Genomic DNA, 14,928 nt, shown 5'->3' with positions numbered 1-14,928 from the left:
GATGCTTAACTACCAACTGGGGGGATATCGTTAAGTACTATGGCGTTACAGGATGATTGGCAACAAAGCCACCTAGAGCGTCGCCAGGTTTTGGCTGAAAGCCAAAAACAGATTTGGGCGACGATCGGTTTATGGCAACGAGAACGATACAGCCAGGCGATCACTCAAAAACAAGATCGACAGGCTTTTGTATCTCAATTAAAACAAGAAAATCAAGCCTTTTTGGCAGACGCTCATAATAACCATCGTCAGCAAGCAGAACAACTAGCTGAGGATTTAAAAGAGTTTGTGCGATCGCTTCAGAAAGAAACTGCTACCTTTCTGGAGGAGAGCGCCCAGTCCCGAGCCGAAAAAGCTGAGGAATTAGCGCAGGAGTTACGGGATTTTCGGGCGGAACTTCGAGATACGGTTGCTCAATGGCAACAGCAGTGGCAACAACAGGACCAGGAAAGAGCTGCCGGTCGCCGAAAACTCGCCCAGCAGGTACAAGGGGATTTGCAAGAGTTCAATATTATCCGCACCATTATGGCTGAAAAATTGCTACAGCAAACCCAAGAGGCGAAAGCCGAACGCCTAGCAGGTATTCAGTCCATGTTTGAGGATATGGGTAAGTTTCGGATGCAATTACAAGAGTATCGTCGGGAACGGGAAAAGTCAGTTTGGGGTGGTGAAAGGGTGAAATCGACCCCAGCAACGCCTCAGAAGGCGAAGGCTAGTCAAACATTGGTTCCTCAAACCAAGCCGAAGGCGGTTAAATCAGCGCCTAGTACTACCACAGCAGCCCAATCAACAACACCTACCGCTGTGGTGGTTGCTGAACCAACAAAACCAGCAGTTCCCCCTAATCAGCCTAAACCAACTACTGTTGTTCCTCATCCCCCTAACCCCGGATGAACGGGTTTATGATTACATTTATCAGCAGTCGAGGGTACGATTGACTGATATTGAGGAGGATTTGCAGTTAAATCGCATTCAAACCGTTTATGCTTTGCGATAACTTCTGAACCAAGGTTGGATTGTTCAGAGCGTTCAAGCCTACTATGCCAACAGATCAAATGAAAATAGGGTTCGGGACTAAAATATCCCTAGCCTGGTAGCTTACAATCTAACATTAATATGACCACTGTGCTTCGTGCTGTTCCTAAAGGATTTGTTAACACTCCAGCCATTGAAAGAATTACAGTTAGGGCGTTGCGGTATCTTCAATCAGGGTTTTCTGTGCATTTGCGCGGACCAGCGGGAACCGGAAAAACTACCCTCGCCCTACATTTGGCAGATTTGCTTAATCGTCCGATTATGTTGATTTTTGGGGACGATGAACTCAAGTCCTCCGATATGATTGGTAATCAAACTGGTTACACCCGTAAAAAAGTGGTGGATAACTTTATCCACAGTGTAGTTAAATTAGAAGACTCACTCAAGCAAAACTGGATTGATTCCCGTTTAACCCTCGCCTGTCGCGAAGGATTTACCCTCGTTTATGATGAGTTTAACCGTTCCCGCCCTGAAGTCAATAACGTTCTGTTATCGGCTTTAGAGGAAAAACTATTAGTGCTGCCTCCCAATAACAGCCGTTCCGAATATATTAGGGTTAACCCCCATTTTCGGGCGATTTTTACATCTAATCCTGAAGAATACTGTGGCGTTTATAGCACCCAGGATGCTTTACTTGATCGCCTCATTACCATGAATATGCCGGAACCGGACGAGGCTACCCAACAGGAAATCCTCATCCAAAAAGTGGCAGTTACACCGGAAGAAGCCCAAACTATTGTAACATTAGTGCAGCAATTCCGAGAGGCTACCCATGCGATCGCCCCTAGTAAAATTCAGACGGTAGCCAGACAACAAACTAACGCCGATAAAGCCTCTGGGTTGCGACCTAGTTTGATGCTAGCCAGAATATGTCAAGAACATAATATCCCTATTGTTCCCATTGACCCCGATTTTCAAGAGGTTTGCCGTGATATCCTCTTATCGCGCGCTATTGGAGATATTGCTGAATTAGAAAGCCGACTTCATCAGATATTTGACCATTTATCAGGACTGGAAAATGACCAGATTATCGCTTTACCCCCTAGGGAAGAATTGACCACTTCATCAGTACCTAATAATCTTTCCGATACCGAACAGAAAATCTATACTTATATCAAAGACTCTGATGGGGCGCGAGTCTCCGAAATTGAGATAGCTTTGGGGTTAAACAGGGTGCAAACTACTGATGCTTTGCGCTCGCTGTTAAGAAAAAGTTATTTGACACAACAGGATAATCGCCTGTTTGTTGTTTATGAGGGTGATTAATGACATTACAATCACGTTCATCTAGTCCTCAGCGCGGAGTGCCGATGTCTACCTCCGGTTCATCCCTCGCGGATATCCTAGAGAGGGTTTTGGATAAAGGCATAGTTATTGCTGGGGATATTTCCGTCTCGGTCGGGTCTACGGAATTGTTAAGTATCCGCATTCGTTTATTAATTGCTTCCGTAGATAAGGCTAAGGAAATTGGGATTAATTGGTGGGAAAGTGACCCTTATCTTAGTAGCCAGGCGCAGCAATTATCACAGTCTAATGAACAATTGTTAGAGGAGGTTAAACGACTACAGGAAGAAGTGCGATCGCTTAAAGCCTTGACCTCCCAATCATCACAGCCAGTCACTCCCCCTAACTCCGAAAATGATGATTAATTTGAGCAAGGTAAAGCCGGAACCACTGGACTAAATCGCCGAAACTCCCCTAGATATTCTTCTAGGATAATCATTTGACTCAGGTTAATGCTATAATATATCCAGCGGCCCTCTTGTCGTCCTTTGATTAATCCCACTTCTTTGAGCGTTTTGAGATGAAAGGACAGTTTCGACTGGCTAACCTCTAAGGTTTCGCAGATTTCGCACACGCATAATTCCTGGTGGCGTAAGAGTTCTAGAATCTGAATCCGTAGGGGGTCAGATAGCGCGTGAAAGCTCAGGGAAATGTCTGTGTTGACCATTATTCGGAATCTTAACATATTCTCCACTTTAGCAAATTAATTGGGGGATTTCACACGCCTCACTTGTCCACAAAGTAGCCCAGCTAATATGTAAATTTTTGTAAAAAAACCCATCATTTGGGGGGTATAGGTTGACTTATCCCTTGACCATGGGTTAATATTTTACATAATGGGAATATGCATAATTTTTTTAGTGTTTTATACTCAATTATAAAACACTATATCCAATCTTATCACGGATTCGGGTTCTCGTCAACCCCTGGAAAGGCGGAAGGCGCACCAGTTTTTAAAAACATATCAGACAACCGGGGAAGGGAAAACTTGTGGGGTCTTACCGGACTTGATGAGATAGTGCTGCTAGGGGTTCCCCCCAACTCAAATCGCCCTATCCCTATGGCGGTTGATGAAGGTTAGACTCAGGGTAATCAGTAAGGTATCTCATACACTCTGCTGACCACCCACCTCGCGGGTTGCGCCTGATATCTGATCATATGCCCTAGGAGTAGCCCAGAGCAAGTATTGGGGGAATTCATGACTAAATATTTGTCAGATATTCAGAGGAAGATTATGTTAAAGAAATTACCAGTTTTGGGGTTAATGATAGTTCTAATTGCTGGATTAGTGTTTGGCGTTGGTACAGCAGGGGTTTTAGCGGATACTTCTTTACCACAACCTAATGATAATGGTGATTATATTGGCAATTCTAGTCACCTATATTGGCAGGTAGTTGACCCCGACCCCAATGGCTTAAATTGTCGCATGGGTTCTGAATCAATTAAAGAAGTATGGAACCCGGAAAAATCTGGTTTTCCTAACATTATCAATTTTCCGGTGGTTGAACGTTTACAGACTGATGAGGTATTTACTGGTAAGTTGAGTTATGGTGGGTTTATTGTCACTTTGGATTCTGATTTGAAACCGTGGATATATATTGAAGAAAAAGCTGACGGAACTCCCGCCAATTGTTTTGTTAGGGCTAATAATTTATTTGTTAAACCCATCGAAAAACCGACCATAGAAGAAACCATAGAAGAAACCATGGAAGAAGTCGAAGAAGTTATCGACAATGGATGATTGATAATTGTCTGATAGGGAATGATCACCTCATAATTACCAAATTCTGCCATTCCCTGTTACCTATTAGCCATTCTTAATCATTGAAGATTGCTATAATTATCGATTATCAATTATTCAAGATTAACTGTTCCCATGACAACAACTACCGTAGAAACTCAAACTTGGCTGTGGAAAGGATTTCCTATCTGTTATAGCGCCGCTGGAGACACAGGACCAGCGGTAGTATTAATTCATGGGTTTGGTGCAAGTTGGGGACACTGGCGCAAAAATATCCCTATTTTAGCTAATCAATGTCGGGTATTTGCGATCGACCTTTTAGGGTTTGGTGGGTCAGCTAAACCTTTACCCTGTAGTAGCCTATCTTATACCTTTGAAACTTGGGGTGATCAAGTGGCAGATTTTTGTCGGGAGGTGGTCGGAAGTCCGGCTTTTTTAGTGGGAAATTCTATTGGTTGTATTGTGGCTATGCAGGCGGCTGTCTCTCACCCAGAAATAGCGATCGCTGTAGGTTTATTAAATTGTTCTCTGCGACTATTACACGATCGCAAAAGGGCAGAAATACCCTGGTATCGGGGTATGGGTGCAGAATTAGCCCAAAAAGTGTTAGGTTTACGATGGGTTAGTCAGCTATTTTTTCGACAACTTGCTACTCCTAAAACTGTCCGTAATATCCTCCTACAGGCTTATCGGCGCAAAGAGGCTGTCACCGATGAATTAGTGACCATGCTTATCACCCCCGCCAATGACCCCAATGCTGTCGATGTTTTTGTGGCTTTTACTACTTATTCTCAAGGACCTTTACCAGAAGATTTACTCCCCATTCTTCCCTGTCCGGCGATAATTTTATGGGGGACAGAAGACCCATGGGAACCGATAAAACTTGGACAAGAATTAGCTAAATTTGACACAGTAAAACAGTTTATTCCTCTGGAGGGGGTTGGACATTGCCCCCAGGATGAAGCACCGGAGTTGGTTAACCCTATCCTGTTAAAATGGGTGTTAGATAGTTAACAGTTTATCTAACAGTTTATCCCCCCTATATCACTGACATGGGGGGATTTATTTCTAGGGATTATTAAACAGTTCCGGGACTCTTTGCTGGAGTTGTCTGTTTAACTCTGGGAGGCGATCGCACATTTCTAAATACCAGCGGTGACGCTGTTGGTAATGGTGACAAAGTAGCCGATTTTGTTTAACCCAATTATAGGCATTTTCGGCAATTTGGCGGCGTAAGGTATGGTTATTAATTAGGCGGTTGAGTTGGGTTTCAAATTCTCGGATCGTCCGATAAATTAACCCGGTTTTTTCCGGCTGAATAGATAATTCATAAACGGTAGGACTCGCGAGGACGGCTACCCCACTACCTGCACATTCTAGGAATTTTAAATCTGATTTCATGAGATTAACTGGTGTGGGGGTCAGGGGAAGTAAGGCGATATCGGAGTTTTGCAGAATTTCTAAATAGCGGTTATAATGGCAGAAAGGTTCAAAGGTTTTTTGGTCGGTGGCTAAGGCTTCAAAAAATTGGCGATCGTGAACTACTCGCACCAGGACTCGACCGGAATTGGCTGATAAAACTTTATTTAGAGATGCCATAATGGGTTCCCAGTCCTTCTCGCGGTTTAATGCACCAAAAAATAGACTGATTTTCTCGTTGTCATAATTATGGCGTGGGGGGGAAACTTCGGTTAGTTGGTTAGGAAAAACTGCTATATTAGGATTAAATTGTTGCAGAAATACTCCCAAAGGTTTAGTGGAGGTTTGGACACCGTGACAGCCTCGATAACTCAAATAATTATGATCTGCATATTCTCGGCGACGTAGGGGGTTATCATCAATTTCAGCAATGATTAAATAGTTTTCCTGTAGTAGTCTTTTCAGCACGGAAAGATGTTCTCCCGCTGACATGATGGTGCGCTGCCAGATGAAAATTTTGGCTTCCTGTGGTATAGTGGGTATAATTCGCGCTGATCTGACTGAAGAAAAGGTGCGGACTCCAGGAATAGTGGCACTAAAGCGATCGGGGTCTAAAACTCGAATCCGATCGCACCCAGTTGGTGCCATGATTGCCGTTTGGATTAATAGCCGTCTTGGGGGGTGACTCGACTTGATGCCCCGCACTAGATAGTTTTCCGCTACCGTTTGCGCTCTATACTCTTTCAGGTAGACAACAGTAGAGGGATTGGCTGATTTCTGTCTCTCTAAAAACTGGTTAAACTCCCAAGTGCGATCGCCTTTTGTCCGCACTTCATAGATATATAATCCCGCTTGGTTAAAATGCGATCGGATTTCCTGTAAACTTAAACCTACACCCGACAACTGTGGCTTATCCAACGGTAAACTAACTAGCCGCCGCCAATATTGACTGTTAGGAATATCAGCGATAAATTGACCGTTAGGTTTCAGCCAGCGACTGTAATCATTGACCAGTTTACCAAAATCCTGATCCGGAGAATTGACACAGCCATAAACCAAAACATCTATCCTCCCCATCGAATCACAAATTGTGCTTTTTGTCAAGTCCTGATGGGGAGAAATCTGCCAATATTGGCATTCTGGGTTATTCCGCAGATAGGCTGACTTCAGATCTGGGTTAGGGCGATCGCTAATTTCAACAATGACACGGGCATCTATAGGTAACACCCTCAACAATTCCGAATTCAATGTCTTCACCCAATGATTGTTTAAACTATAATCCTGTTGGCTATAGTGCGCCCAAATATTCGCAATTAGACACACTTTCCCACCATTTTACCATGATCTCCCCCTTGTCAAAACCCATTGACAGGGAGTAGAGTATCGTCTGTGATTAATACAATCGGTAAATTATGCAGTGTAAAATTTGTGACTCCGCTACGATACCCTTCGGTAAAACCATAGTTTTGAACAGATATAATGTTAACTATTTTCAATGTCAGAATTGCGGATTTGTGCAAACCGAAAATCCCTACTGGTTGCCAGAAGCCTATAAGCACCCCATTGCTAACAGCGACGATGGTTTAGTTTTCCGTAATCTCATGTTAGCGCAACTAACCAGCCAAATCATCACCAAATTTTTTAATCCCGATAATCAATTTCTCGACTATGGTGGCGGTTATGGTTTATTAGTCCGCCTCATGCGAGATATCCGCTTTAAATTTGACTGGTATGATAGCTTCTGTCCCAATTTTTTAGCCACCGGGTTAGAAGCCAATTTAAACCCAGACAACCCCTATGAACTCATCACCGCCTTTGAAGTATTTGAACATTTCGCTAACCCCCTAGATGAAATCAACAAGATCCTGAAATTATCTAAAAATATTCTCTTCTCAACCGAACTTATCCCCCCCCATAATCCCCACCCTGGTCAGTGGTGGTATTATGCACCCCAGGAAGGACAGCATATAGCTATTTACACACCCCAATCATTACAAATAATCGCCCAAAACTTCGGCTTGAATATTTACTCTAACGGTTCATCCTTGCACTTATTAACCGAGAAGGCTATCCCACCAGAAGAGTTTACCGAAATCGCTCAATATAACGCCGCTGAGTTACGAAGATTATTGTGGTTTTCCCGTAGTTATAGCCAAACTTTAGCCAATTTAGAAACAGTCGCACCTTCCCAAAAACCGGAAGTTATAACTCCCGAATTAGGTGTTAATGTCGCTGGCTTTGTTAATGGAGAATTTGGCATTGGTGAAGGAGTACGCGCCACCTTGAGGGCTATGGAAGCGGTTAACTTAAATGTGGCAATTAATAACTTTACCGGGAGTCCTCACCGGAAACAAGATCATAGCTTTGACAATTTTACTTCCGCACATCCTTATCCCATAAACTTAATTCAAATTAATGCTAATGATGTGTTGAGATTTGCTCAACTTGTCGGTGCTGACTATTTTAAAAATCGATATAATATCGGTTTCTGGGCGTGGGAATTACCAGAGTTTCCCCCAGAGTGGGTTAAGGCATTTTCTCTATTTCACGAAATCTGGACTTATAGTGATTATTGTGTCTCTGCTATTCGGCGGGTGTCGCCAATTCCCGTAATTAAAATGATGCCTACCGTGTCACTGCCAGAGGTAAATTTAAGTCGGGAAAATTTATCAATTCCCCCCGACAAGTTTATCTTTTTATTTATGTTTGATTTCTATAGCCGCATAGCACGCAAAAATCCCTTGGCAGTAGTAGAAGCCTTTAAAACCGCTTTCGGAAATCATCCTACTAATGTGGTGTTAATCTTAAAGTGTTCTAACTCTGATCGTTTCCCCAAAGAAAGAAATCACCTTTTTCAAGCGATCGCTAATTGTCCAGCCATTCAAATTATTGATGGCTATTTATCACGGGAACAAATTAATGGTTTAGTTTATAACTGTGATTGTTATATTTCCCTACATCGTTCCGAGGGTTTTGGTTTAACCATGGCGGAAGCTATGTTTTATGGTAAACCCGTCATAGCTACTGGCTATTCTTCCAATACGGAATTTATGAATTTAGCCAATAGTTTTTTGGTCAAATATCGGCGAGTTTTAATTGACCAAACAGACGGACCCTATCGACCGGGGAATGTGTGGGCTGCCCCCAATATTAAACAGGCAGCTGAGTTAATGCAATATGTGGTTAACTACCCAGAAGCTGCTCATCAAATTGGTCAGCAAGCAGCTACCGATATCAGAACCCAATTAAGTCCTCAAACTATCGGCGATCGCATTTTGTCTCGCCTGCAAATTATTCAAAATGCTACCCAAAACTTTACTGATATACGTTCAGTTCCCACTATGGAATTGTCACCGGAAACGACAACTCCTCCCTTGGTCAGTATTTGCATTCCCACCTACAACGGCGAAACCTTTATTAGAGAAGCAATTCTCAGCGCCTTAAACCAGACCTATAGTAATTGTGAAATCATCCTAGCCGATGATGGTTCCATAGATGATACTATAGCGATCGCCAAATCTTTGCAAGTCTCATCACCTATCCCTTTTCGTATCCTCACCCATATTAACTATGGTTTAGTTGATAACCTCAATTTCTGTATTTCCCAAGCTCAAGGAAAATATGTTAAATTCCTATTCCAAGATGATACCCTTGAACCCAACTGTATAGAACAACTCGTGGCTATGGCTGAAGCCAACCCAGAAATTGGTTTAGTTTTCTCCCGCCGCCATATTATCCTTGATGATAATTCCCAGACTCATCCCCAATGTCAAGCCGCCTACAAAGGAACCCAAAACCTGCATCAAGACTGGTCAAACTTAAAAACCATTCAACCCGGTTCCCAATTATTATCAGACCCTAAATGCTTCCGAGGTCGGTTAAATAAAATCGGCGAACCGACAACTGTTTTAATTCGGCGTAATGTCTTTGCTCAATTAGGAGGCTTTGACCCCGACCTACATCAATTATTAGATGCAGATATGTGGTTTAGAATTATGGCAGATTATCAAATAGCCTTTGTTGATAAAGCCTTATCTACCCTGCGAATTCATCGCCAACAACAAACTCAACTCAATATTATCGCTGGTGAGAATATCCGAGACTATAGCCGACTATATCGGAAAATGATTATTGACCCTGACTATCGGTTTTTGGGGTTAAATATCAAAGAATATATCTTTTATCAACTGTTGTCTAAGTCTCCCCAAGATTATCTAAACTTAGCCGAAGAATTGGTTAATCAATATCGTCATAACCCCCATCATCAACCTACCCAGCAACACCTTCGACTCCTGCGAAAACTGACGGCTATGCTCTGGCTTAAATCTGAGGCTGCTTCCTTGCAAAAATTATCTGATGGTGTTCAAGGAAAAGTGCATAAAATTATCCTTAATAGTGGTATCCGTGAGTTGACATTGACCCCCAGCGAATCTGAGTTTGTCGAATCATTAAAAATCCGGGTTTCTCAGGGGTTTTCTGTTCAAAATGGTTGTCAATCTTGGTTGGCTGCTATGCTATATAAGCCGGCTTATCAATTGGGGATAAATTATCATAATGCGGTGATTCCTAATTATTTATTTGAGGATTTTCTGAAATTCATTTTCTCCCCTAGTGACCACTTTGATGATGAAAAAGATAGGGGTGATTATGTAAATTTTACTCGCGGAGTCTGGAAATACTTAAAACGCCATATTGACGAATCACCTTCCCAAGTCAGTCTCTGGGTTTATGTGGCTAAAATTGCTTTAGAATTATGGGATGAACGACCTTTGATGAACCTTAATCAAGATATCAGTGAAATATTGAGCGATCGCCACGCGGTTTGGGTTTTTTATGGTCGCCACCACACTCCCTAATTTTGACCGCCAATTATCCCGTAAGTCTGCTTTACAACGCCTTAAATTAATCGCCAATTCCCGGTTAATTGTGATTAGTTCAATTCCCGAAAAGCGCCTTTTATCCTATTGTCAGAAAACTTTATTTTTTAGGGACTTGACATTATCATTAAATTTTGTACAATATAGGAAGGTAAAATGGTCGTGTTTTATGCAAATTTCCGCTAATAGCCCATATCACTGAGACTTGGAGGGAGTTAACCCGAAACACGAATCACTAGCAAAGCCAGATATATAAGGAGTTTCCAGGTATGCTATGGTTACCTAGTGCTGGGTCGGTCAGCCAGTGTCCCCCGCCTAGCCACTGCGCCAATTATGGCTGGCGCGTCACGAGTTTTGGGGTTAATGGCCATAACGGGGTATGGACTTACCACCCTGACTAAGTGTAAGCTGTATCACAAAACACAGAATTTGTCAATAGCAAAAATAAAAAAATGTTGAAATGTTGTGGAGTCAATTAATGTTCCTGACGCGATCGCTACAGATTGGGAATGGTATATAAGGGAGAGTGTGAATATAGTCTGATGATGCAACATATAGAATATATTAGGCAATAATTTAGGGAAGCCAGTGGTATGGCAGGCGGAACCGAAACTTGTTTTGCTTCGTCAGGACAGGAGCGGCAAAAGGTCTGTTATCATCGGTGCATAATATGAAAAACTTGCGTAAACACAATCATTGCCCTAGGGTAGTGAAGCGATAAAGGCTCAGGGGGAAGCCCCAGTCAGTGGGAGAGAGCAATGACCGGAGTGTACAAAGTCGGAGAGACTATTATTAAGGCAGAGGAGATCCCCTCGCGACTAAAGCACTATCAGATGATGGTGCAATTTGTGCGGGAGGTAATTTTAGACGAAGCGATCGCCGACATTACCTGTACAGAAGAGGAAGCAGCGGCGGCGCTGGAAAAATTTGCAGCCCAACACCAACTGACCTCTCCAGAAGCTCAAAAAGCCTGGTTAAACTTAAATAAACTAACCTTAGAGGAAGCTCAGGCGATCGCCGAGCGTCCGATTAAAATAGAAAAATTCAAGCGTGAACGGTGGACTAACAAAGTAGAAAGCCACTTTATCACCAGGAAAAGTAGCTTAGATCATGTAGTGTATTCTTTAATCAGGACCAAAAATCCCGGACTAGCCCACGAATTGTATTTTCGCATATCCGAAGGAGAGCAAGAATTTTCCGAAGCGGCACGGGAATACTCAGAGGGGCCAGAATCCCGCACCGGTGGAATCATGGGGCCAGTATCCTTGGCTCAACCCCACCCGGCAATTAGTAAACTGTTAGCAGTAAGTCAACCGGGACAACTGTGGCCCCCGCGTCCCTTATCAGAATGGATGGTAATTATTAGACTAGAAAAATTTATCCCAGCCCAACTCGATGAGTCCATGCGCCGTCATTTAATTGACGAACTATTTGAGACTTGGCTCCGAGAGGAAATAGCCAAAGTTGGCTGTCTTGAACCCCTGCATACTGAGGTGTCTTCCGTATCATGACCACATCTGCCGTTTCCAACCTACAGATCCAGGAATTTCTGCTGGAAATTAGCCCCTTCGATCGCCTTAGCGAAAAGGGGCTACGGGACATATTGCCACAATGTCAGTTATTAAGCTACCGGACAGGACAACCAATTTTTGAGCGAGACAAACTCCCCACCCAGGTAGCAGTAATTTACCAGGGACAAGCTCGACTGTTAGCATACGACTCCAGAAGCCAACGCCATACCAGCTTACAACTACTAGGAGCCAAAGAAATCCTGGGATGGGCTGGTTTGCTAAGGGGAGTTCCCTGCGAAACAGTGATCGCTTCGACAGAGATGATTTGTATAAGCATCCCGGCGGCGGTCTTTATGAAACTAATGGAGAAAGAACCCCAGTTTGCGGAGGCATTTCGGGACCATGCAGCCATATCAGAAGTATTTGAATTACTGAGCCAAAACCTGCAACAGGTGGCGAACTCCGGCGGTAACATCAAAGAAATGACCAAAGAATATTGGCCAGATGCGATCGTCGTTAACCTGCTAAACGGTCAAACCAAAGGCTCTGATCTAAAATTCAGACTAGATGCCAATCGTCTCTGGTTAGTCAGTAGCGGAGTGGTGGGAGATTACTCCGTCGGAAATGGCATCAATTTAGAAACCTTGGGTAAAAGCCTGAAAGTCGAAGGACCGAGGGGAGCGCGACTGGTAGGTTTGCGAACAGCACCGACGCGGACGGAAGTAGTATCAGAAGAAGACACCTCAAAAGACGGGTTAAAAGCATTATTACCCAATGTTATCCCCGCGCCAGAAACCCCGCCAGAGCCAGAACTAGACTCGTCCCAACAAATTCAAAGATTCCCCCTAGTGCGGGGACGGGGTACTGTTGACGCTCCCTTAGCTTGCTTCAATATGTTGAGTAAGCATTTTCGGGTAAATTTCCGCAAAGAACTAATTAGGCGCATCATTGAAGGTCAGCTAGAAACGGCGGGTTCTCTAACCCTGCAAGCCTGTGGTGCGATCGCTCAAATGATGGGAATTACCGCCCAGTTAGTGCAAGTCCCCTCCAAAGCCTTATGCCGACTGAAGGCTCCCGCGATGATCCCGTGGCGCAATAGCTTTGCGATCATTTATAGCATCAGTGAAAAACAACTGATCATGGCATCCCCAGAAGAAGGGGTAGTAAAGATGCGCCCTGGCCAGTTTGTGGAAGTTTACGGAGAAGCCTGTCAAGTTCTCCTACTCCAAGAAACCAAAGGCGACCAGCAGGAACAGTTCAGCTTCTGGTGGTTTGTTCCAGCCATTATGGAACACCGGGGAGTATTTGTAGAAGTCCTGCTCTCCTCCTTCTTTGTGCAACTCTTCGGCTTGGTGAACCCCCTGCTGACCATGATCATCATCGATAAGGTGATGGGACAGCGCAACATTGACGCTCTCAATATTTTGGCATTTTTGATGTTGGGGGTAGCTCTATTTGAAGCCTTGCTGTCTGCGCTGCGAACATATCTGTTTGTTGACACCACCAACCGACTCGATGTTAAACTCAGTTCCGAAGTAATTGACCACCTATTACGCCTACCTCTCAACTATTTCGATAACCGCAAGGTGGGAGACTTGATGGCACGGGTGGGGGAACTCAGTAATATCCGTAACTTCCTCACAGGTACAGCCTTAACGGTAGTGTTGGACGCGGTGTTCTCCGTGGTTTATGTGGCGGTCATGTTCTATCTGAATGTGACTATGGCTCTAGTGGCTTTAGCACCCCTACCCCTGTTTGCTCTGATTATTATCATCAACTCCCCCATTATCCAAAGACTACTCAGGAGAAAAGCTGAGTTGTACGGTCACTCCCAAGCCTATCTGGTGGAGGTGCTTAACGGTATGCAAACCGTGAAGGCTCAAAATATTGAGTTGACCTCCCGCTGGGAATGGCAGGGACGCTATGCCCGTTATATGAGCTCTAGTTTCAAAACTATTCTCACCCAGACGGCTGCTAACTCCATTAGTGGGTTTTTGAATAAACTTTCAGCCTTGGCTCTGTTGTGGGTAGGGGCCTATTTGGTGATTAATAATGAACTGACTATCGGGGGATTGATTGCCTTCCGAATTATTGCTGGAAACGTGACCGGATCTCTGTTGCGCTTTGTCAGTGTGTGGCAAAGTTTCCAAGAGGTGGGAATGTCTGTAGAACGTCTGCGAGATGTCTTAGATACGGCTCCTGAAGCTGACGAAGCCGATCGCAATAATATCCCCATGCCGGAAATTGATGGCTCTGTTATCTTTGAAGAGGTATCTTTCCGTTTTGGACCCAGTGGCCCTTTGCAATTGGCAAATATTAATTTAGAATTCCCGGCCGGCTCCTTTGTGGCAATTGTGGGGTTGAGTGGTTCCGGTAAAAGTACGTTGATGAAACTCCTCGAACGTCTCTATCCACCTATGTCGGGCCGGATTAAAATTGATAATTACGATATCAATAAGGTGGAACTATATTCCCTCCGTCGTCAAATTGGGGTGGTGCTTCAGGATACTTTGCTATTTAGTGGGACAGTACAGGAAAATATCGCCCTCACTAACCCAGAAGCTAGTACCGATGAAATTATCCGAGCAGCTAAGGTGGCTGATGCCCATGAGTTTATTATGGGTTTACCTAATGGGTACAATACGGTGGTGGGTGAGCGTGGTTCCGGTCTCTCTGGTGGACAGCGACAACGGATTGCGATCGCCCGCACGGTTCTACAAAAGCCAAGGCTATTGATTCTTGATGAGGCAACTAGCGCCCTCGATTATCAGTCAGAACGCTTAGTTAGTCAAAATCTCAGTCAAGAATTTCATGATCGCACCGTGTTCTTTATTACCCACCGCCTCAGCGCTATCAAAAATGCGGATGCTATCATTATGATGGATCAAGGCTCCATTGTAGAACAAGGAACCCATGATGAGTTAATGGCTATCAAAGGACGTTACTATTGCCTGTATCAACAACAAGAGGCACAACAGTAAGGCGGTCAACGTCATTGGTGGTAGAGGAGTCGAGTTTTTAAGCATTTTCTATTGGTATTGAACAACAGATAACAGGACTT

The 14,928-nt window shown here is 43.9% G+C and carries 10 protein-coding genes; 8 read left to right on the top strand and 2 right to left on the bottom strand.

Translation table 11 applies throughout. The annotated features are described in order from the left end of the window. The first annotated feature begins 39 nt into the window (after positions 1-39). From gvpC to ACTIE0_RS10580, 3 genes are all read left to right on the top strand, one after another. Positions 40-894 (top strand): gas vesicle protein GvpC, encoded by an 855-nt coding sequence (gvpC, locus tag ACTIE0_RS10590; RefSeq protein ID WP_006620383.1) that lies wholly within the window; start codon positions 40-42, stop codon positions 892-894. 222 nt (positions 895-1,116) lie between these two features. Continuing rightward, positions 1,117-2,301 carry a gas vesicle protein GvpN gene (gvpN, locus tag ACTIE0_RS10585; RefSeq protein ID WP_006620381.1) on the top strand — a complete coding sequence of 395 codons (1,185 nt, stop codon included), beginning with the start codon at positions 1,117-1,119 and terminating at the stop codon, positions 2,299-2,301. Beyond that, positions 2,301-2,684 (top strand): gas vesicle protein, encoded by a 384-nt coding sequence (locus ACTIE0_RS10580; protein ID WP_006670797.1) that lies wholly within the window; start codon positions 2,301-2,303, stop codon positions 2,682-2,684. The genes gvpN and ACTIE0_RS10580 overlap by 1 nt, the downstream gene beginning before the upstream one ends. On the opposite strand, the gene ACTIE0_RS10575 is transcribed toward ACTIE0_RS10580, so the two are convergent. After that, the gene (locus ACTIE0_RS10575) at positions 2,681-2,986 is read right to left on the bottom strand and encodes an ArsR/SmtB family transcription factor (RefSeq protein ID WP_006620379.1); all 306 of its coding nucleotides are present in this window, start codon (positions 2,984-2,986) and stop codon (positions 2,681-2,683) included. The genes ACTIE0_RS10580 and ACTIE0_RS10575 overlap by 4 nt on opposite strands. A 567-nt stretch (positions 2,987-3,553) precedes the next feature. On the opposite strand from ACTIE0_RS10575, the gene ACTIE0_RS10570 reads away from it, so the two are divergent. Together ACTIE0_RS10570 and ACTIE0_RS10565 are read left to right on the top strand one after the other, a co-directional pair. Beyond that, complete coding sequence (locus ACTIE0_RS10570; protein ID WP_006670796.1) at positions 3,554-4,060, top strand: hypothetical protein; 507 nt, start codon at positions 3,554-3,556, stop codon at positions 4,058-4,060. Positions 4,061-4,195: 135 nt separating this feature from the next. Next, a complete protein-coding gene (locus ACTIE0_RS10565) occupies positions 4,196-5,074 on the top strand; it encodes an alpha/beta fold hydrolase (protein WP_006620377.1) in 879 nt (292 codons plus the stop codon). 54 nt (positions 5,075-5,128) lie between these two features. Here the strand turns inward: ACTIE0_RS10565 and ACTIE0_RS10560 are convergent, their stop codons facing one another. Next, the gene (locus tag ACTIE0_RS10560) at positions 5,129-6,802 is read right to left on the bottom strand and encodes a glycosyltransferase family protein (protein WP_006620376.1); all 1,674 of its coding nucleotides are present in this window, start codon (positions 6,800-6,802) and stop codon (positions 5,129-5,131) included. Positions 6,803-6,891: 89 nt separating this feature from the next. Here ACTIE0_RS10560 and ACTIE0_RS10555 point away from each other — a divergent pair, with 89 nt between their 5' ends. The 3 genes from ACTIE0_RS10555 (at position 6,892) to ACTIE0_RS10545 (ending at position 14,848) form a co-directional block, all read left to right on the top strand. Next, entirely contained in the window at positions 6,892-10,335 is a 3,444-nt protein-coding gene (locus ACTIE0_RS10555; protein WP_006670795.1) for a glycosyltransferase, read from the top strand. Between the two features lie 779 nt (positions 10,336-11,114). Then, complete coding sequence (locus ACTIE0_RS10550) at positions 11,115-11,867, top strand: peptidylprolyl isomerase (protein WP_006620373.1); 753 nt, start codon at positions 11,115-11,117, stop codon at positions 11,865-11,867. Beyond that, on the top strand, positions 11,864-14,848 hold the full coding sequence (locus tag ACTIE0_RS10545; protein ID WP_062945791.1) for an ABC transporter transmembrane domain-containing protein: 2,985 nt from the start codon (positions 11,864-11,866) through the stop codon (positions 14,846-14,848). Before ACTIE0_RS10550 ends, ACTIE0_RS10545 begins: the two co-directional genes overlap by 4 nt. Positions 14,849-14,928 lie beyond the last annotated feature (80 nt).

The sequence above is a fragment of the Limnospira sp. genome (genome assembly GCF_051859755.1).
Classification (GTDB): domain Bacteria; phylum Cyanobacteriota; class Cyanobacteriia; order Cyanobacteriales; family Microcoleaceae; genus Limnospira; species Limnospira fusiformis.
This window is presented reverse-complemented; position numbering and strand designations above follow the sequence as displayed.